Consider the following 19,325-nt stretch of genomic DNA (forward strand, 5'->3'; position numbering starts at 1 on the left):
GTGACTGGCAGCTGATTGTTTCGAGCGACCTGCAAGCAATCGCTAGCGGCAGCAGGGACGTTAGACTCGGTCGGTTCGAAGACCGCATTCCGGCCGCCGGTGCAGCAGGCCTAGTCGCTATGGGAGGTGATATCGGTGCCGGAATACCGGATCGATGATCTCGCCCGCGCCGCGGGCACCACGAGCCGGAATGTGCGCGCCTACCAGGAACGCGGGCTGCTACCGCCCCCGATCGGCAAGGACGGGCGCGCCAGCATCTACGACGATTCGCATCTGGAGCGGCTGCGACTCATCGACGCGCTACTGCAGCGCGGCTTCACCACCGCCCATATCGCCGATTTCATCACCAGCTGGGAGACCGGCAAGGACCTCACCGAGGTGCTCGGCCTGCAGCACGCGGTGACGGCCAGCTGGGCCAAGGACGAAACCTTCGAGGTGCCCCGCGAACTGATCGGGACCATCCTCGGCACCGATACCGACGAACTCGTCGACCGGCTCGCGGAGATGAAGCTGGTGCGGATCGAGGGCGATACCGTCGCCTTCACCGATACCGCACTGCTCACCTCATTCGCGGAATTGCACGAATACGGCCTGGAACTGCGCACCCTCATCGAGATCTACGCCAAGGTCGCCGACCGCATCGATGACATCACCCACATCATGATCACGGCCGCCAAAGAGCACATCGTCGACGAACACGGGCCGGGCTGGCTGCCGGAGACCAGCAGCGAAATCGCCGACACCACAACGATGCTCAACAAAATGCGCGAACTGGCCGTCGCCTCGGTGCACGCCACCCTTGCCCGGTCGCTCGATGTCACGCTGCGGCGCGAGTTGGGCGATTACCTCGCCACCGCCGCGGAGCGCGAACGCGGACGTACCGGTTCATTGCCCGACGCGCCTTGACCGCCAGCGAAACTCGCTGGGGTGCGCGTTGGTTTCGAGGGTTCACGCCGCCGATTGTCCGAGCTCGGGCCGACCGAGCGTTTCGGCTCGGCAGGCTCGGTGCTCCGGGCATAGATAGGCAAATCCGGGCCGGATGAAGGCCGGGTCCAGTCGCTGTGCGAACGTCAAGTTTTCGCGACGCCAGCAATCGCCGCATACCACTGTGTTCATGTGGCACCTCATTCCGCTCACGGGACGTGTCACCAAGAATTCCCAATTTCGGCGGAATCAACGCCATGTGAGCCCATGGCAACACAACCGTTACCTCAGCCCCGGGCTATTTGCTAGCTACCGCACGGCTTCCGCACCCATCCACGGTCTGCGACTTCTTCATGCTCCTGGGCGCACCGGAGTGTTGTAGCGCATCAAATTTCCGGACACGAGCCCTTGACCTGGAGCACACTCCCGGGATTACGTTCGCTCTCATGGACGGACGCATCGCACTCGCCAACCGCGTCGCTCTGGTCACCGGCGGATCCCGAGGCATCGGTCGGGGCATCGCGCAGGCACTGGCCCGCGCTGGAGCGGCGGTTGCCTGACGAGATCGGTCAGGCGGTCCTCATGATGATCGGCAACGGTTTCCTCACCGGGCGGACGGTAGCGGTGAACGGCGGCTCGGAGCTTGCGTCGGCGCGCGACTATGTCGACACTGGACCGGTCGAAGTCTCGCGAGTGCAGGAGCCGATATGGCCGTCACAGCTGTTCGTCGTATCTCGTCCGGGTTCGCGGTTCTCGCCGCAGTCGTCGCGTTGGGAGGCGGATCGTTACTGGCGTCCGGCACCGCCGTCGGCGCACCAGGGGATGTCACCACCACGGTGACGCTATCCGGTTCGGCGGCTACCGGATGCACGGCGCAGATAAAGGCGACTGTGGCAGGGAGTTCCGCGCTCGGCCTCGGGAATTACATTCCGCCGGTGGAGTTCTGGGATGACGCGACGTTTCTCGGCAGCGTCACACCGACGGTGAACAAGGCGACGCCGTCCAACGGTCCCTCGTTGACCGCCCAAATCGATTGGAAGCCAGCAACGACCGGTAATCACACGGTGCGGGCAAAGTATGTGGGCGGCAATTACACGCCGGAGTCGGAGGGCTCGGTTGTGGTGCGCGTCGGAACAGGCATCGATCTCGGCTCGGCGTGCTTGCCGACCGGCTGAAATCTGCTGCGGTCGTTGCGCTTACGTCAGGGTGATCGCCTGCGCGATCAGCACTGTGTACAGCGTCAGGATGAACAGGACAGCCGGGAGCACCGGATAGTCCGGCTTGCTGCCGCGCACGAACTGCACCGCGCCCCAAATGGGAAGCAGTAAGAGCGCCAGCGGAATCCAGGCGACAACCGCCGTGTACGTCCATGGCTGGACGAGGGCGATATCGGTGGCGGCGGCGATGGCGGCGCACAGCAGTCCGAATGCGGTGCTGCCCATCGCGCCGAGGGCATTGGAGTAGAAGTGCTCGTCGCTGCGTGGCGTACGAGAAGTCTTGCGGGCGAATTCGAATTGCAGGAACGCGCCCGCGAAGATCAGGGCGGCGACCGCGGTCTTCCAGGTGGCGCGGACCTCGCCGGTGTCGGCGGCAGACAGAACGACATAGGCAGTGACCAGGAGTTGAACAGGATAAGTGACGGCCAGGTTCGCCAGGATATCGGTTCGGATGGTCGTCGATAGCCGTTCGAGACCCCAGAGCCCCAAGCCGTAGGCCAGGACTGCGGCGATCATTAGCGCGGAGATCACCGAAAGCGTCAGGCTGGCGGCGACCGCACCGATGGCGATGACGGCCATGGCGGCACGGAGTTCGGTGGCGGAGATCGCGCCGGTGACCAACGGACGGTCCGGGTTGTGCACGCGGTCGTAATCGAGGTCCTTCTGTTCGTCGACCATGCGCAGATACAGCAGGACGAACGCGACGACGACAATGCGCAAAACCGTTGACCCGGTCGGATGCCAGGCCGAATCCGGTTGTGACACAAGCGCTGCGGTGCCCTCCAAGGCCAGCACCCACAGCACGCCATACAGCACGTAGTGCGGTTTGTACATGACTGCGGTGAAGCGCCCGACGCGGACGACGGAATCGAGGACACCCGAGGACGACGCGCCAGCGACCTCGCTCATGCCTCGGTCCACCGATCCCACATGGTCACCTCCGCAGCGGGCGTGCGCCGCGGGCCCGGCCCGCGCGTGCCGGGCAGCAGCTGCGCGACCGGCAGCATGGCGACCTGAGTGACCTGCTCGAACGGAATCCCGAGCAGGTCGGCGATATCGCGCTCGTAGGCCAGATGCGCGGTGGTCATGGTGGAGCCGAGCCCACGTTCGTGCAGCGCGAGCATGAAGTTCCAGACCGCCGGATAGATCGAGCCGTAGAAGCTGGCCAGCAGCAGCGGGGACGCGTTCGCGGGCGGGCGCCCCAGGGAGCACACGATGACCAGCGCGGGCACTTCGTGCAGATGCGCCGCGAGGTGCTGACCGGAGGCCAGGTCACCGAGTTGGTCCGGCCGGGGTGTACGCGCGGAAAGGTAAGCGGCGAAACCCTTTCGGTAGTACTCGGCGATCTGCTGTTTGGTCGCCGGATCCTCGACGATCAGGAACCGCCACGGCTGACGGTTGGTGCCGCTCGGCGCGTGCACCGCGATATCCAGACAGTCCAGCAGATCCTGGCGCGCGACCGGACGGGTCAGGTCGAGGCGGCGACGGAAGGCGCGGGTGGTGGTCAGCAGGTCGGTGCCCGAGAACTCCTCGCCCATCAGACTCCTTCGGTATCGGCCTCGGAAACCAATGCGTCCTCGGCGAATTCGAGATCGATCTGGGCCGCCACGGCATCGGCCTGGTGGATCTCGCAGTGGATGACGGTATTGCCCGCCCCTTGATCGGTGATCTCCGCGGTGCATTCCGCGGGCAGGTCCAGCTCGACGAATCGGTCGAAAGTACTTGCCACACATTCGAGTTGGGGCAGGTCGCGCACGACCATCGACAGTGCGGTCTGACGGCATGCCTCGATGAGCAGACTGCCGGGCACATGGTCGAGCTGGTGATCGAACAGGAAGGGGTGGCCGAGATCGGGTACGAGCCGGGCCCGTGCGATCGCGCCGTCGCGCACCGGCGGGCCGATCACCACATTGCGCCAGTTCTCCCGGCCCACCGCGGCGGGTGCGGCGCGTTCGGTGAGTGCCGAGGCGCCGCGAAACGGGCCGAGCCCCAGGCTGTCCCGGAATCCGCTGCGCAGCCCCGACCACTGCCGTGCGGTCACCCAGGAGAAGGATCCGTCGACCGTCAGCATCGGCTCGCCGTTGGACTCGATCTCTAGCACCATATCGAGGCCATGCAGCACGCCAGCGCGCTGGTGACGCTGCGGTACTCGCACGTGCATCACCAGATCGGCGGGCGCGGTGCGCACCTCCCAGGCGGCGGTGTCGGATCCGGTGCCGTTGAAAGTGCGCACCACGAATGCCATTTCGTTCGGCACTCCATAGAACTTGTGCGTCAATGCGATGGCAGCCTGCCGAGCCGCCTCCATCACGACAAGCGGATCATGGCGAACCGCGAGTGATCCGGCGTGATCGCCGTAATACGCGTGCATCCTGGGTAGTTGAGCTCCGGCGACGAAGGTGTGCTCGCCCAAGGCGTCCAACGAGGTGACGAACACCTCCGAGACCGCGCACCGGTGTGCGAGTTCCCGGGAGATCGTGCGGGTATGGCTTGCCGTCTGTACGGCGGCCGCTTCAGTGGTCACGTTCGACCCTCCAACCATTCTTCGGCGGACACCGGCCGCAACGTCTGCGACGCGGTGCCGTTCCGCATGGGAAGTACATAGGACCCGAGTACGATCGCCGACCACGGATCGAGCTCTCGGCCATCGGCCCAGGCCAGATACAGCAACTGCGCGCAGTCGGCATCCGAGGCCGGATCGAAGCCGGGTGGGGCCGTCCTACCGCCCCGTGCCGAATCGTGTAGCACCCGGTCGAGCGCGTCCGCCCGATCGAAGCTGCGCGCGGGTGTGCGCGCATAGAGTTCTTCGGCGATCGCGGCCGCGTCCGCCGTGCGGTCCGCACCGGTGCAGGCCTGTGCGATCACCGCCGCCCGGCGCCATTCGTCCAGGTAGATGGCGAGTTCCCGGAGTACGTCGGCGGGATCGTCGGGCGAATGCACCAGGTTCAACAGGTAGTTGTGGCGGCCGAGCAGATACCGCAGCTCACCAGGGCGGCGCTTGCGTGGATCGGTGGCGCCCTTCGCCTCGGTGAGCCGCACCGGTACGGGCAGTTCACCGTCGGGTCCGTGCACGACGAGCACGAGCACATCCGAGATGCCGACCAGCAGATCGGCCAAGCGGCGGCGTTCGGGTGAGGCGATATTCCAGGCGAAGTACCACAGTGCGCGAGCGAGGTGCCGGTCCACCGGCACACGGAACGCGCCGACGACCCGAAAACCGTTGTCGGCCAGCCAGGTCAGTGTGGGTTCGACCGAACGTGCGACGATCGCGTCCGGCTTGAGCAGCAGTAGCGAATGCTCCCTGGCGAATTTCGCCGCGTCGACGCCGAGTCGGTCGAGTTGGTCCACCGATTCCTGGACGTAGGTGTCGGCGACATAGGCGTCTACCTTCTGCGGCGACGGCGTCAGCGCGCTCAGCAGTTCCCGCAGCGACTCGGGCGTTATCGCACTCATGGGGCGGCTCCGTCGAAGTCGTTGCTGGCCAGGATGTCCGCTATCGAGGGCAGCGGCATGCCCAGATAGCCCGATTCCAGGCAGTAGTCCAGCAGTATCCGCAGGTACTCCTTGCCGCTCGCCGGTGACGGCTTGCCGAGCAGTACGTCGGCGTGTGCGGTGTCGAATACCAGCCGCCGACGGAAATAGCTGGTGTAGAGCGAACCGATGCGGCGGTAGTACTCGCGCTCGATCGGCTCGAGATCGTCCTCGGCGAAGGTTGCCTCCGGCACGAAGGTGGCGACCTCGAAGGACGGATATTCGGCGAGTACATCGGAGACCTCACGCAGCGAAAGGGTGTCGCGGCCGAGCGCGTGCAGCGTGCGATTCCGCGCGGAATCGAAATCCAGTACAGCAGCGGCGATTACATCGGCGACATGGTCGACCGGCGCCAGCGAGAGCGTCGCGTCGTAGCGGCCGGGCAGTGCCCGCAACTTGCCCTCGACCATGAGTTTCACCACGGTGTAGAGGTTCTTGTACTCCCGGATCGTGCCGGTATCGCTGGCGCCGGTCACGATGCCGGGGCGCACGATCGCCCATGGTAGGCCTTGCTCCCCGGCCGCTCGCACCAGCTTTTCGGCGCGAAACTTGCTGTCCTCGTAGCCATTTCCAAAGGTTTGACCGGCATCGAGTTCGTCCTCGGCGATGGTGCCGCCGCGCATACCGCATACATATGCGGTGCTGACATGCACCAGCGGCACCTCCCACTCACGTGCGAGCGCAATGGCATTCGCGGTGCCGACCACATTGAGTTCCTCGTAGTCGGCCGCCGACGCATCGAATGCCGTCGTGGCCGCGCAATGCACGATGATGCCGACCCGCTCGGCCAGATCCTCGGTATCGCGCTCGGAGAGCCCGAATCCGAACAGCCGCACGTCACCCGCGACGGCCGTACCGGCCTCGATCAGCGTTCCGTCATTGCGCACAATGGTCGAATTGCTGTGCAGCACAGCGGCAACCGGCCGACTAGCGGCCGCGAGCCTGGCCACGACCTCGGCACCGACCAATCCGGCCGCACCGGTCACCAGCACGGTATCGCCGGAGTTCACAGTGCCGCCTCGCCAATCGCCAAACTTCCCGAGACCAGGGCGATCACCGCGTCCACCCGGCGCACACCAACCAGCTCCTCGGGCCGGTAGCGCGGCAGTTCGAACGCACGCTCCAGGACGACGGTGAGTTCCATCAGACGCAGTGAATCGAAGCCGAGATCCTCGACGAGACGGTGCTCATCGGACAATTCGGCGGGCGGTTCCGGGGCCATGGCCAGGACGATCCGGCGCACCTTGTCGGCAGTCGAAATGCCAGCCACCGCGGGCCCACCCGTCATCGAATCGCTACGCGATGCTGCGGTCATGACTCTCCTTCCCGCAGATGCGGTTGTTGGCCACCGGAGGTCAGCAGATCGCGGGCCTCGTCAAGGGGCAGGTCGGTATTCAGATACCCGGCGATGCGCAGCCAGTCGTAACCGATCGCCAACGTGCGCCGCCACTGCTCACGCGAATCGAAGGAGGCCGGGAATCCCGTTGTCGTCTCCGTCCCCGCCGCGACCCGTCGGACCAGTGTGACGAACTCATCCAGCACCGCGAGACCCGCGAGAGTGTCTCCGCCCGTTCCGATTATCTCCGAGAAACGGATCCGCCGCGCGGATTCCAGCTGCGTCAGCAGATCGTCACGACGCAGGGCGTGGTTCGGCAGCAGTCGACGCAGGGTCTGCGCGGGCGCGACATCGGCGGGCAGCGGGTGAACCCCGAAGGCGGACAACAGGACACGGATCGCCATGGCGATCAGCCGGTGTGCGGCGATATCGGCGACCGCGCCCTGAGAATTCTTGACCGCACCCGCAAGGTCCTCCCTGGCGTTCTCCAGGACGACATTCGACCACACCAGATTCAGCGCGCATTCGGTGAATCTGGTTGCGGGCAGCGGTGACAGCGTCGCGATCACAGCGTCGCGGGTGGCACCGGTCAGTCCTAGCGCGGGTGCGGCCGCGAAGGGCACCGGGGTGTACGGCTTGACCGGCTTGCACATCGCGAGCGCGGGTTCGATGAGTTCGGCTCCGCGCCACTGCAACCCGACCAGACCGAGTCCGAGGAACTCGAGCAGATCCTCGGCGATGTCATGTTCGGCCCGGCCGAGGACATCGCGCAGCGAATGCCGGAACACCACCGAACGCCAGGCACGGGCCGCACTATCCGAGAGCGCGAAGACATCGCGGTCGTCGCGGATGACGTGGATGCGTCCGCCGATCGTCCAGGTGGTGACTCCTGGTCGGCGGGCGAACAGGACCTGGTGCGGGTCGTCGGCGATCTCCGGAACGCCGAGCGCCGCGGCCAGCTCCCGAACTCGGTCCCACGCGAGTTCGGTCGGCTTGGTGAGGCTGTTGTAGCGATCGATGAGCGCGTCGGTTCCGATGCGGTCCAGTTGGTGCGGCAGCCACTTGGTTTCCAGGTAGCTTTCGCCCTTGCGGGCCGCCCAGCCCTTCATTGCCTGGAGCAGTCCGTCGCGTGCCCAATCGGCGGCCTCGGCCTCGGCGTGCAGGGCCCGCAGCGCGACCGCGTATCGCAGCGCCTGCGTCGCGCGCCCGGTCCACCAGTCGGCCACCAGCGCCGTGAACCGCGAATGGGGCAGCAGCGCACGCAATTCCGCGACATCCGGTCCCCCGGACCGGACCACGGTCGCGCGCAGAAATCGCTGACACCGATTGAGCAGATCCTCGTCGATCTGGTCCGAACCACTCGCCGCCAGCTCCAGCTGATTGCGCAGCTGCGCCGCGGACCTGGTCCGCACCTCGACGCGCCGACCATCGATGAACAGCACCGTCGGCAGGGTCGGCAACTCCTCGTCACCGGGTGCGACCACCAGGAAATCGACGTCGGATCCGGCATTGCCGAAGCCCTCGGCCAGCGAGCCCTCGAACAGAACGGTCGAATCTCGCGCTACCGCAACACTTTCCAATGCGCGATCGAGCAACTGCCGTACTCGCTCGGCGGGCAGGGCGGGCTCGGGCACGGCATCGTCGGCGGCCGGGCGGTCCGTCCACGCTTCCGATTCGGTGGCGCCATCGACCTCGTGCACCACCGCACCAGCCAACGCACCGTCCGCGAACAACTGCCACATATGCCGACGCCGGGGTTTACCGCTGGAGGTGCGCCGGATGATGCCGCGCGGGCCGGTCACAATGGTCACCGTCTGCGCGGGGCCGAGTTCACCGCGAATGATCTTGCGCGCCTCGGCAATCCACTCACCGGGTGCCGATTCGGCGAACAGCGCGATGCCCTGGGCGCCGGCCTCGGTGATCGCGACGGCGGCGAGCTTGCCCTTGGTGATTCCGGTTTCCTGGGCAACCCGGGATTCGATGTCCTCCATGAACACCGACCGGCCGCGGACCTTCAGGCTCGAGCCCATCCGGCCGAGTACGAAAACCTCACCGTTGTGCAGGAATCCGGCATCGCCGGTGAACAGCACCCGCTCGACGATCCGCGTGGACGAACCGGTGGTGGGTTCGCCGGAGTAACCCAGCGCGACCGAATCCCCGACGACGATCATCTCGCCGAGGGTGTCGTCGGGCAGTTCCCGGCCGTCTTCGTCGACCACCCGCACGGTCGATTCGGGCGTCGAGTAGCCGAGTCCGGTGATCCATCCGGAGCCATCGACACGGTGGGTGTCGTCGAGCGATTCCTCGGCCAGAATCGTAATCGGTTGGCCGAAGCGCAGATTCGGATTGTCCAGGCGCAGCGCGGTGATGGGTCGGTTGCGTGCCGAAGAGGTCACCATCAGCGTTGCCTCGGCCAGACCGTAGGCGAGGGTGTACGCCTTGGTCGAAAAGCCCTGTCTACCAGCGAGTCCCGCGAAGGATTGGAGATCGGCCACCTCGACAGGTTCGGAACCGACGGCCAGCGTGCGCCAGCCGGACAGATCCAGATCCGCGATCTCCTCCGGCGCGACGCGATGGGCCACATAGCCGAGCGCGAAGGACGGCGAGGGCGTGTGCTGTGCGTGCGACATGGCCCGCAGCCAGCGCGCCGGATCGCGGACGAACTGGTCAGGGCGCATCAGATACAACTCGCCCTGATTGGTCACGGTGGTGAGGAATGCGCCGACCAGGCCCATATCGTGATAGAGCGGCAGCCAGGAGACCATGGTCTCGCCGTGCCGCCAGTCGATCAGCGACGAGATCATCGCGATGTTGTTGGCCAGGTTGGGCCAGCTGACCCGCACGCCGCGCGGCGTTCCGGTGGATCCGGAGGTGAATTGCAGCAGCGCGCATTCGTCGGGCTCGCCGAATTCGCGTTCCACCGGTGCGGGCCCCAGATTCGCGGCATCGATCACCAGCGGCTCATCGGTGCGTCCCGCCGCCGCCGCGGCCTGGCGCACCAACTGCTCGAACTCGGTCGAGGTCACCACCAATCGCGGACTCGCCTGCTCCAGAACGGCCGCGATATGGGCGATGATCTGGTCGAGGTCGCCGAACATCGGCGGCGCCACCGGGGTGAAGACCCCACCACAGGCCCACACCGCGTAAAACGCTGCGGCACAAGGGAATCCGGTCGGCATGATCACACATGCGCCGTCGCCGCTGCCCATACCGTGTTCGCGCATGCGTGCCGCGATCGACCAGGCCAGCTCAGCGAGATCGTGGTAGCTGCGGAATTCCCAGCCGTCGGCCTCGTCGGCAAGGTGGATACCGGCGTCGCGCGCCGGGTCGACCAGCCAATTACGCACTGCGCCAACGTCTTTATCCGGCTTCATCCCGCAGCTCTCCTCCCGACAGCACAGTCACGGTACCGTTCGTGCCATCGACCCGTATTCCCATGCCAGAACGTATCTTTCTGGTCAGGTCCTTGACTTGGACCACCGTCGGCACCCCCAACTCCCGCGCCACGATCGCGACATGGGTGAGGGGACTGCCGCGCTCGATCACCAGCGCCGACGCCGAGGGCAGCGCGGCCACCCAACCGGGATCGGTGCGGTATGCCACCAGAATGCCGCCTGCCACGTCGCGTGGCTCGTCGACGACCACCGCGGTGCCCTCGACGATGCCGGATGCCGAGGGCGTGCCGGGTAGAACGGTGCCGACCGTCGCGGGCGGGGTGTCGGTGACCGGCACCCAGCCCTGACGTACGAGTTCCGCGCGCCCGAAGGTCGGCCCCGAGGTGACGAAACGGGCCGGGGCGACCAACTCGGCGTCCCTGGCGCGCTGGGCTTTCCGTGCGGCCACCAGGTCAGGCAAGCCGTCTGTGTCGGCGCCCTCGTAACAGCCGCGCAGCTCTTGGACGGTCAACGCGAAGACATCGTCGAATTCGTCGATGACGCCGCGCGCGACCAGATCTCGACCCATTACCCGGATCATCCGCTTGACCATGCCGAAGGCCCTGGTGCGGCAGAACCGCAGCCGCTCCCGATGCGCGGCACACCGATTCACCTTGCCGCGCAGGCGTTCATAGATCCGCCGCCGGAAACCGCGCAGATGGGCGTCGAGGTATTCGTCGGCCTCCGCACTGCGGCTGTGCTGTGCCGCCTCGCCGACGCGGCCGATCGCGCTGCGCAGCATGATGAACAGGCTCGCGGGATCCTCGCGCAGATCCGGGGTTTCCAGCTTGAGCTCGTCCAGGCTGCGGTAGCCGTAACGATCGAAGTAGTCCTCGATCCGGCCGAGGAATTCGGTGCGGTCACCGATGGCGTCGTAAATCCGTTCCGGCGCAGTCGAATTGATCAACGACACCAGTTCGGGATCCTGGCGAGCGAACTGCGCGAGCTCGGTCATGGCGCGCGCGGGTTCGGCGGATTCGACATCCGCGCCTGGGCCGACGACGGCATACAGGAACCACTCCGGCGCCTTCGGCAGCAGCAGTTTGGTCAGCAGGTACATCAGACCGGTGCAGGTCAACAGGATCGCGTCGAGGACCATCAGCGGACCCCAGCGTTCGACCAGATCCCGGTCGACCTTGCGATAGGCCGCGTAGGCCTGTTCGCCGGTCAGCGTCGAGTAGTCGAGTGCGTCGTATTCGTCGTAGACGCGGTAGAAGTCGGTCATGAAGCGCTCGACCATATCGTCGATGCCGAACAGCCGCCGGACATAGGTCACCGTGGTGAGCGCACGCGACCGCAGCCTGGCCAGCGGTGTGCGGAAGGTGAACGGGCGCAAGGTTTTCGCGATCTCGTCGGGCAGCGGTTCGTCGACGCCGAGCGCGGCCTCCAATACCTTCCGGTTCAACGGATACCCGGGGGCGATGCCCACCATCCGGTACCAGTGCAGCAGGTTGTAGTAGACCCGGCCGTGAAAGTAGCCGAGTAGCACCGGAGTCCAGCGATCGGTCTGGCGCAGTTGCGCGTCGGGCACCCGCAGCGATTTCGCGTAACCGTGGTACACGCGGCCGTAGATATCGGCGGCCGTCGTGTAGGTCAGCGGTGAGGTGATACCGCTGAAGCTCTCGATGATGTTGGAGTTGTCCCAGATTCGCTCGTCGCCGTCGGCGAGCGCCTCACCGGCGCCGCGCAGTACCGCGCCGCGAGTCGCGCCGTCGGTGACCGCCGTGGTGATCGGTCGCGACTGCAGGAACCAGAGACCGTCGGCATCGATGGCCCACTCGATGTCCTGTGGCGCACCGAAATCGGCCTCCAGCTTGCGACCCCACTCCACCAATTCGGCCAGTTCGGCATCGGCCAGCACGGCGCTCTCCCGGCGCTGCTGCTCGACCTCCAGCACCGCGCAACCCTGCTCGCCCGCGGGCGCATAGCTGCGATCCTTGTCCCCCACAGTCATTTCCAGCACGGCACCGGAGGATTTGTCGACCACAACCGAATCGGCATCCACCGCACCCGAAACCAGCCCCTCGCCGAGTCCGTACACCGCACTGACGACCAATTCGTCTTTGGCACCGCTGATCGGATTCGCGGTGAACATCACCCCGCTGGTGCGTGCATCGATAAGACGTTGCAGGACAACGGCTATGGCGTCGGCGCGCGGCTGGCCGTGCGCGAAGGCATAGCGGATGGACCGCTCCGAGAAGGCCGAGGCCCAGCAGTCGCGCACCCGCGCCGCGACCGCGTCGATGCCGTTCACATTGAGAAACGAGTCGAACTGACCCGCATAGGACTGGCCGGGACCGTCCTCGACGACCGCCGACGATCGAACCGCGATCGCACCCGTGCCGAGGCGGCCGTACGCGTCGGCGATCAGATCGAGGATCGGCTGCGGCAGTGGCGCATCGACGATCGCGGCGCGTAGTTCCGCACCGGCGGCCAGCGCCGAATCCAGGTCCTCCGACGATGTGACATCCATCACGATAGTCGCCAAATCGGCGTCCGTGGTGGTCTCGATAAGGAACCGGTTGAAGACGTCGGTGCCGAGCACCGCCCACTCGGGGACACGGAAGCCACCATTGTGCAAGGTGTACAACCCATGGGCTTTACCACCGCCTAGCGCGGCAAATGTCGCCGAGTCGGTCCACGGTCCGAGTACCTGCAAAGCTTCTCTCCCATCGCCCCCTGTTCACCGCACCGGAGCAGGCGCTCCAGCACCACAAGGCAGCGCAAACCGAGGGGGTTGTCTGGATATATCCGAGATTTGCTGTCGACGTTAGCCCGCAAACCTTGGGGACTGCTTGGCAAAGACTTGGTTCGAACGCCTCGAGGCACCAGTAAGCTCGCGATGACGATCGTGGGTTGTAAGGAGTGATTCGGCGTGGGTTGGACCTTCACCCCGGACGAGTTCGCCCATATCTGGCGCGAAACCGAAGTGGATCGTCACCCCTATCCGCTGCGCATTCTCGAGACGCCGCGAACCGAGGCCGAAGCCGACAAATTGCGCGCCCAGCTCGACGAGCGACTACCGCCGCGCAGCGATCCGGATCTATCGGCGTGCCTGCGGATCATGGCCGCACCGCACACCAGGATCGTGGCGATCGGCGGCGGGCACGGCCCCGGCACCGAGATCCGGCTACTGGCCTGTGCGATCTACGACCGCGCTGTCCTCGCCATCCAGGAACCCGGTTCCGCATCGGATTTCGGTGGGCGCGTACGACTTTCGATCGGGCTCAGCGCCAAGCTCGGCGCTCGGATCGCCGCACTGCTGCCCGCCGTCCCGGCCGGACACGAACCGGCGCGGGCGGCATCGGCCGAAGCGATCCGCGACGACGAGACGGTGGTCGTAACGCAGCGAGCGGTGCCGTCGATCCGGCGGCTGCTGCTCAAGCCGCATACCGCCGAGGGGCACATCCGAATCGAGGGGCGGCTGGACCAGCCCTCGCCACAGCCGCCGATCCACTACACCTGGATCGATGTCAAGGGCGACGGGCGCTATCTGATCAAGGCGGGCGACACCGTGCACATCGTGCCCGCCTCAGCCGAGCAACTCGCGACCCAGCTACAGAAACGTATTCCGGCGCAGGCCCGATAAGCCGTAACCGACCGGAACTATTTCATCCGGAGGCATGGCCAACGGTTAGTCTGAGGCGGACCGACCGATCCCCGGGGGTGTGGTGCATGACGATCGAGAGCAGCCGAGCCGATATTGCCCGCTTCAAGCAGGAGGCGCAGGCGGGCACCGTCAAATTCGACCCGGACGCGGCGCGACGTTGCGCCGAAATGTACGACAACCAAGCCGACCGGCTCATCTATCTACGCCAACGCCTCGAATCGGCGGGCGAGCTGGGCGGCTTCGGCGGATTCATCTCCGCACAGCAATTACAAGCCGGATTCGCGCACAAGGCCCGCGACGCCGCCACCCTGCTCGACCACTACATCGAAGCCGCCTACCGCATGAAAGAGGCCTTCCTGATCAGCGGCGGACTATTCGAGGAGGCCGACGCCGCGAACGCCGCGGCACTGCGGGCAATCGAAACGCGGGTGCCACGATGAGCCGTGGTGATACCGCACCGGGTGGCTGTCGGGCGCACGGTGGGCTGGGGACACAGTGTGCTGTGCGGATGGCGGGGGCGAGTGTCAGTGAGGCGCTACGATGAGTGGTAATGATCCCGATTACATCGGCTCGATGGAGCATTTCGAGTCGATGAAGCATGAGGAGATCTACGCCAAGACCCAGCAGATCGACGCGGCGCAGATACTCAACGCGTCGGTCACTTGGCTGGAAGTCGCAGGGACGCTGGCCAGTTCGTTTCCGCTGACCAGGGCTGGCTCGGATCGGGTAATGAATTCGATGGCCTGGGAGGGCGCCGCCGCCGAAGCCGCATACGCGAGCGCCCGCAGCTACGCAGACTCCGTCGATGAACTCGCCGCGATCATGGGACAGGTCGGCACCCGCCTCGGCGCGGTGGCCGCGGCCGCCGAAGCCGTGAAGATCGCCGTTGTCCCACCCGGCAATTCGGGCCCGATCGGCACCATCGCCCGACTGCTCGAAGCCGCCCATGTGATCAATGCGCAAATGGCGGAAGAGGCGCTGCGCCAAGAAGCCATCCTCGCCATGAACATGATCTACAAACCCGCCTACCAAATGGCAGGCACCGCCGTCCCCGCCCTCCCCACCCCACCCGCCTTACCCGGCACACCAGGCTTATCCGGCACACCGGGCGCGACACCATCAGCACCCACCCCCGCCCCCGAAGCAACTAAGCCCGGCATACAGGTCCCCGAAACCGCGCCCTCACCCTCCACCCCAGAATCCCAAAAACCACAACAAACCCCGACGCCGTCCACCCCGGAGTCGGAAGCCCCACAACCCAAACCAGCCCCGGGCGCGCCGGAACCGGCACCAACCCCGTCGACTCCGGAATCCCAAGCACCACAACCAACTCCGGACCCGACGACACCGGCACCCACCACCCCGCCGCCCGGAACGCCGGAATCCCCAGCACCACAACAAACCCCGGACCCGACCAACCCGGTACCCACCACTCCAGCCCCTGGGACCCCGGAGTCCCAGGCACCGCAACCCGCGCCCATACCCACCACCCCAGAACCGGCACCAGTTCCCGCCACCCCGGAATCCCCAGCACCACAACCAACTCCGGACCCGACGACACCGGCACCCACCACCCCGCCGCCCGGGACCCCGGAATCCCCGGCACCCACCACCCCAGAACCGGCACCAACCCCCGCCACGCCGGAATCCCCAGCACCACAACCAACTCCGGATCCGACCACTCCGGCGCCCACCACCCCGCCGCCCGGAACATCGGAGTCCCAGCCACCGCAACCCGCCCCGGTACCGAGCACCCCGGAGTCCCAGGCACCACAGTCCACCCCGGCTCCACCCCCGCAGCCCGCGCCCGGCCCCCAGCCCTCCCCTGCACCCGCCACACCGGAATCTCCGGCGCCGCAACCAAGCCCAGCGCCTCCGACACCGGAATCCCAGGCGCCGCAGCCCACTCCGCCCCCGCAGCCCGCCCCGACACCGGAACCATCAACCCAGCAAGCACCCCCTCCGGCCCCGCCCTCAACGCAGGAGCCCCAGCCTCCGTCACCCCAACAGGCACCACCGCCTGCACCCCCGGTCCCCGTCCCGTCGGCACCAACCCCTTCCCTCCCCGACCCCGGCGGCCAACCAGGAATCACGGGCCCCATCCCCGAACAAACCGGCCCCTCCCAACCCCCGACCTCCAACCAACCCGGCGTCATCCCAACACCCTGACGGTGAGACTTTGACCGAGGCAGTCGTCATCGCACTGCGCGAGCGGCTCGCGCGCGAAAGCGGACGCGCCCGTTCAGTACCGCTCCGCGACGAAATCGCGGCCATTCGGTGCCGATGCGCAGGCCTGCCGGTGATCGATAAGTGCAGCCCGGACGAGATCATCGGCTACGAGCATGGCCTGCCGACCACTGATGGCCATCGACACGCGCAATTGCTTCTCCTACGCGTTATCGCAGGTGAGTGGCGAGAACCATCGCTGTTCAAGGGCAACGGCTTCGCATACACCATTACTGCGGCCCAGTTGCGAATCGACGGAGAAACTCGGGATCCCTACACCTTGACCAGGTCGTCGGCGTGAATTACCGGGCGTTGCATGGTGTCCGGGAGTTCGGTGGTGGAGCGCCCGAGCATGCCGGAGAGTTCGGTGCTGTCGTATTCGACCACGCCGCGGGCGACTATGCGATTGTCGGGGGCGATGAGGTCGACTACATCACCGCCGTGGAAGCGGCCGCGGACGCCGGTGATGCCCGCGGCGAGCAGGGAGCGGCGGCGCTGGGCCACGGCCTGGACGGCGCCCGCATCGATGAGGATGGCGCCGCGACTGTCGGCGGCGTGGCGGACCCAGAACTTGCGGGCGGAGAGGCGGACCGGACGGGCGGCGAAGGCGGTGCCGACGGTGCCCGCGCTGAGCGCGATATCGGCCTCGGTGGCGGCGGCCAGCAGAACGGGCACGCCCGCATCGGCGGCCAACCGGGCCGCAGACAGTTTGGAGGCCATGCCGCCGGTGCCGAGTGCGCCGCCGCTGCCCGCGATGACGCCGTCGAGGTCGGCGCTGCTGCGGACCTCGGGGATGAAGTTGGCGGCGCCCTTGCGCGGGTCGCCGTCGTAGAGGCCCTCGACATCGGAGAGCAGCACCAGCGCGTCGGCACCGACCAGATGTGCGACCAGTGCGGCGAGGCGGTCGTTATCACCGAAGCGGATCTCTTCGGTTGCGACGGTGTCGTTTTCGTTCACGACGGCAACCGCACCGAGCGAGCGCAACCGGTCCAGGGTGCGCTGGGCATTGCGGTGATGTTCGCGGCGCGAGAAGTCGTCCGCGCTCAACAGCACCTGCCCGACCGTGCGCCCGAACCGCGCGAACGAGGTGCCCCAGGCATGCGCCAATGCCAACTGACCGACACTGGCCGCAGCCTGCTTGGTTGCCAAATCCCTTGGGCGACTGGTCAATCCGAGCGGCGCGATACCCGCCCCGATCGCACCGGATGACACGACGACCACATCGGACCCGGCCCGCATCCGCGCCTCCACCGCATCGGCGAGCCGATCCAGTCGCGTGGTATCCAGCCCGCCCTCGAGGCTGGTCAGCGCCGAAGACCCGATCTTCACCACCACACTGCGCGCCGCGGCGATCGCCGTCCTTGCCTCACTCAGCCCGGACTGCGACATCACCTCGGCCATCCCCGAACTCACCTGCATAGCAACCGAACTCCCTGTACCGCAATAGAACCCACCGATTCCATCGCCTCGACCGCCCCGGCATTACCGGTCGATCCAACCGACTCCGCCGTACCACCCGAACGCAAAGCACCCGCCGCCACCGCCGAGTCAGTCACCGCCGCACACCACAAGCCCACGGCGTCCACGTTATTCCTCGTCGTCCTTGACCAGACCACGGCGCACTCGGGACGCGTGTTTGCGTTCGGCGGCGCTGATCCGGTCGTTCTGCTCCAAGCGGATGTCGGTGCCGCGGCCGGTGGGCACCATATCGATGCCCGCGGAAATCTGCGGCTCCCACTCGAAGGTGACATCGCCGATGGTGACCGGTGCACCGGGCTTCGCGCCCTGCTTCACCAGTTCCTCTTCGACGCCGAGGCGGGCCAGGCGGTCGGCGAGGTAGCCGACGGCTTCGTCGTTGTCGAACTGGGTCTGGCGCACCCAGCGCTCCGGCTGCGGGCCGCGCACGATGAAGCCGCCCGGCTCCTCGGGATCGGCGATCACGCTGAAGCCGGTCTCGTTCACCGCGATCGGGCGGATCACCGGACGCTTCGGCGCGGCCTTCGGATGCGCGATCCGATACTGCTCGACCATCTCGGCGAGCGCAAAGGTCAAGGGGCGCAGGCCCGCTCGGCTCACGGCCGAGATCTCGAAGACCGGCCAGCCACGTGCGGTGAATTCGGGCGTGACCATCTCCGCCAACTCGGCGGCATCGGGCACATCCACCTTGTTCAGGATCACCACGCGCGGCCGATCGGCCAGATCACCGAGCCCGGTGTCGGCATCCAGAGCCGGTTTATAGGCGGCGAGTTCGGCCTCGAGCGCATCGACATCGGAGACCGGATCGCGTCCCGGCTCCAGCGTCGCGCAGTCCACCACATGCGCCAGCACCGCGCAGCGCTCCAGATGCCGCAGGAAATCCAGCCCGAGCCCACGCCCCTCGCTCGCACCCGGAATCAGACCGGGCACATCGGCGATGGTGAAGGTGGTGTCCCCGCTGGAGACCACACCGAGATTGGGCACCAGCGTGGTGAACGGATAGTCCGCGATCTTCGGCTTCGCGGCCGAAAGCACCGAAACCAGCGAGGACTTACCCGCCGACGGGTACCCGACCAGCCCAACATCGGCAACGGACTTCAGCTCGAGGACGAGATCGCCCTCCTCACCGTCCTCGCCGAGCAGCGCGAAACCGGGCGCCTTGCGCGCCTTGGAGGCCAGCGCGGCATTACCGAGCCCACCCCGTCCGCCACGGGCCACGATGAATTTATTGCCGGAACCGACCAGGTCGACGACCACCTTGCCGTCGTCGTCCAGCACCACGGTGCCGTCGGGCACCTTCAGCACCAGATCGGTGCCCTGCTTGCCGTCACGATTACTGCCCTCGCCCGGCTTGCCGTTGCTCGCCTTGGCGTGCGGGTGGAAATGGAAGTCCAGCAGCGTGTGCACATTCGGGTCGACCTCGAGGATCACATCCCCGCCCCGTCCGCCATTGCCGCCGTCCGGACCGCCGAGCGGCATGAACTTCTCGCGGCGGACGGAGGCGCAGCCGTGACCACCCTTGCCCGCACGCACGTGCAATACGACACGGTCGATGAATTTGGACATGTCCG

General features: G+C 66.6%; 15 protein-coding genes and 2 pseudogenes. 7 read left to right on the plus strand and 10 right to left on the minus strand.

The annotated features are described in order from the left end of the window. Positions 1 to 135 precede the first annotated feature (135 nt). From ACQP1T_RS31075 to ACQP1T_RS31085, 3 genes and pseudogenes are all read left to right on the plus strand, one after another. Positions 136 to 906, plus strand: coding sequence for a MerR family transcriptional regulator (locus tag ACQP1T_RS31075; RefSeq protein ID WP_433756589.1), 771 nt, complete (start codon positions 136 to 138; stop codon positions 904 to 906). Positions 907 to 1,370: 464 nt separating this feature from the next. Beyond that, a pseudogene (locus tag ACQP1T_RS31080) lies at positions 1,371 to 1,481 on the plus strand (SDR family NAD(P)-dependent oxidoreductase); the annotation flags it as partial. A 150-nt stretch (positions 1,482 to 1,631) separates the two neighbouring features. After that, positions 1,632 to 2,099: a hypothetical protein gene (locus tag ACQP1T_RS31085; RefSeq protein ID WP_433756590.1), complete on the plus strand. Its 468-nt coding sequence runs from the start codon at positions 1,632 to 1,634 to the stop codon at positions 2,097 to 2,099. 21 nt (positions 2,100 to 2,120) lie between these two features. Here ACQP1T_RS31085 and ACQP1T_RS31090 read toward each other — a convergent pair whose 3' ends face one another. From ACQP1T_RS31090 to ACQP1T_RS31125, 8 genes are read right to left on the minus strand one after another with little or no spacing between them, the layout of a single operon-like run. Beyond that, positions 2,121 to 3,050 carry a hypothetical protein gene (locus ACQP1T_RS31090; RefSeq protein WP_433756591.1) on the minus strand — a complete coding sequence of 310 codons (930 nt, stop codon included), beginning with the start codon at positions 3,048 to 3,050 and terminating at the stop codon, positions 2,121 to 2,123. After that, positions 3,047 to 3,679 carry a nitroreductase family protein gene (locus ACQP1T_RS31095; RefSeq protein WP_433756592.1) on the minus strand — a complete coding sequence of 211 codons (633 nt, stop codon included), beginning with the start codon at positions 3,677 to 3,679 and terminating at the stop codon, positions 3,047 to 3,049. The genes ACQP1T_RS31090 and ACQP1T_RS31095 overlap by 4 nt, the downstream gene beginning before the upstream one ends. Then, positions 3,679 to 4,665: a ScbA/BarX family gamma-butyrolactone biosynthesis protein gene (locus ACQP1T_RS31100; protein WP_433756593.1), complete on the minus strand. Its 987-nt coding sequence runs from the start codon at positions 4,663 to 4,665 to the stop codon at positions 3,679 to 3,681. Before ACQP1T_RS31100 ends, ACQP1T_RS31095 begins: the two co-directional genes overlap by 1 nt. Next, entirely contained in the window at positions 4,662 to 5,594 is a 933-nt protein-coding gene (locus ACQP1T_RS31105) for a nucleoside-diphosphate kinase (protein ID WP_433756594.1), read from the minus strand. Before ACQP1T_RS31105 ends, ACQP1T_RS31100 begins: the two co-directional genes overlap by 4 nt. After that, entirely contained in the window at positions 5,591 to 6,682 is a 1,092-nt protein-coding gene (locus ACQP1T_RS31110) for an SDR family oxidoreductase (protein ID WP_433756595.1), read from the minus strand. Before ACQP1T_RS31110 ends, ACQP1T_RS31105 begins: the two co-directional genes overlap by 4 nt. Then, a complete protein-coding gene (locus tag ACQP1T_RS31115) occupies positions 6,679 to 6,987 on the minus strand; it encodes an acyl carrier protein (RefSeq protein ID WP_433756596.1) in 309 nt (102 codons plus the stop codon). The genes ACQP1T_RS31110 and ACQP1T_RS31115 overlap by 4 nt, the downstream gene beginning before the upstream one ends. Then, the gene (locus tag ACQP1T_RS31120) at positions 6,984 to 10,382 is read right to left on the minus strand and encodes an AMP-binding protein (protein ID WP_433756597.1); all 3,399 of its coding nucleotides are present in this window, start codon (positions 10,380 to 10,382) and stop codon (positions 6,984 to 6,986) included. The genes ACQP1T_RS31115 and ACQP1T_RS31120 overlap by 4 nt, the downstream gene beginning before the upstream one ends. Continuing rightward, on the minus strand, positions 10,369 to 13,101 hold the full coding sequence (locus ACQP1T_RS31125) for a phosphoenolpyruvate synthase (protein WP_433756598.1): 2,733 nt from the start codon (positions 13,099 to 13,101) through the stop codon (positions 10,369 to 10,371). The genes ACQP1T_RS31120 and ACQP1T_RS31125 overlap by 14 nt, the downstream gene beginning before the upstream one ends. Before the next feature lie 216 nt (positions 13,102 to 13,317). Between ACQP1T_RS31125 and ACQP1T_RS31130 the strand changes: the two genes are divergently transcribed. The 4 genes and pseudogenes from ACQP1T_RS31130 to ACQP1T_RS31145 all read left to right on the plus strand — a co-directional run. Beyond that, on the plus strand, positions 13,318 to 14,031 hold the full coding sequence (locus ACQP1T_RS31130; protein ID WP_433756599.1) for an ESX secretion-associated protein EspG: 714 nt from the start codon (positions 13,318 to 13,320) through the stop codon (positions 14,029 to 14,031). Positions 14,032 to 14,117: 86 nt separating this feature from the next. Beyond that, positions 14,118 to 14,492, plus strand: coding sequence for a hypothetical protein (locus ACQP1T_RS31135; RefSeq protein WP_433756600.1), 375 nt, complete (start codon positions 14,118 to 14,120; stop codon positions 14,490 to 14,492). Positions 14,493 to 14,592: 100 nt separating this feature from the next. Then, positions 14,593 to 16,221 (plus strand): hypothetical protein, encoded by a 1,629-nt coding sequence (locus ACQP1T_RS31140; RefSeq protein ID WP_433756601.1) that lies wholly within the window; start codon positions 14,593 to 14,595, stop codon positions 16,219 to 16,221. 10 nt (positions 16,222 to 16,231) lie between these two features. Further along, positions 16,232 to 16,405 (plus strand): annotated as a pseudogene (locus ACQP1T_RS31145) (type II toxin-antitoxin system VapB family antitoxin); the annotation flags it as partial. Positions 16,406 to 16,551: 146 nt separating this feature from the next. On the opposite strand, the gene proB reads toward ACQP1T_RS31145, so the two are convergent. Next, positions 16,552 to 17,667, minus strand: coding sequence for a glutamate 5-kinase (gene proB, locus ACQP1T_RS31150; protein ID WP_433762431.1), 1,116 nt, complete (start codon positions 17,665 to 17,667; stop codon positions 16,552 to 16,554). Positions 17,668 to 17,865: 198 nt separating this feature from the next. Further along, positions 17,866 to 19,320 (minus strand): GTPase ObgE, encoded by a 1,455-nt coding sequence (gene obgE / locus ACQP1T_RS31155; protein ID WP_433756602.1) that lies wholly within the window; start codon positions 19,318 to 19,320, stop codon positions 17,866 to 17,868. Positions 19,321 to 19,325: the final 5 nt, after the last annotated feature.

It is taken from the genome of Nocardia sp. CA-135398, assembly GCF_050955845.1.
GTDB lineage: Bacteria > Actinomycetota > Actinomycetes > Mycobacteriales > Mycobacteriaceae > Nocardia.

Excerpts from the sequence above, each read along its gene's own strand:
- ACQP1T_RS31085 (WP_433756590.1), top strand. The coding sequence starts at position 1,632 with ATGGCCGTCACAGCTGTTCGTCGTATCTCGTCCGGGTTCGCGGTTCTC.
- ACQP1T_RS31090 (WP_433756591.1), bottom strand. The coding sequence starts at position 3,050 with ATGAGCGAGGTCGCTGGCGCGTCGTCCTCGGGTGTCCTCGATTCCGTC.
- ACQP1T_RS31095 (WP_433756592.1), bottom strand. The coding sequence starts at position 3,679 with ATGGGCGAGGAGTTCTCGGGCACCGACCTGCTGACCACCACCCGCGCC.
- ACQP1T_RS31105 (WP_433756594.1), bottom strand. The coding sequence starts at position 5,594 with ATGAGTGCGATAACGCCCGAGTCGCTGCGGGAACTGCTGAGCGCGCTG.
- ACQP1T_RS31115 (WP_433756596.1), bottom strand. The coding sequence starts at position 6,987 with ATGACCGCAGCATCGCGTAGCGATTCGATGACGGGTGGGCCCGCGGTG.
- ACQP1T_RS31120 (WP_433756597.1), bottom strand. The coding sequence starts at position 10,382 with ATGAAGCCGGATAAAGACGTTGGCGCAGTGCGTAATTGGCTGGTCGAC.
- ACQP1T_RS31135 (WP_433756600.1), top strand. The coding sequence starts at position 14,118 with ATGACGATCGAGAGCAGCCGAGCCGATATTGCCCGCTTCAAGCAGGAG.
- ACQP1T_RS31140 (WP_433756601.1), top strand. The coding sequence starts at position 14,593 with ATGAGTGGTAATGATCCCGATTACATCGGCTCGATGGAGCATTTCGAG.
- proB (WP_433762431.1), bottom strand. The coding sequence starts at position 17,667 with ATGTCGCAGTCCGGGCTGAGTGAGGCAAGGACGGCGATCGCCGCGGCG.
- obgE (WP_433756602.1), bottom strand. The coding sequence starts at position 19,320 with ATGTCCAAATTCATCGACCGTGTCGTATTGCACGTGCGTGCGGGCAAG.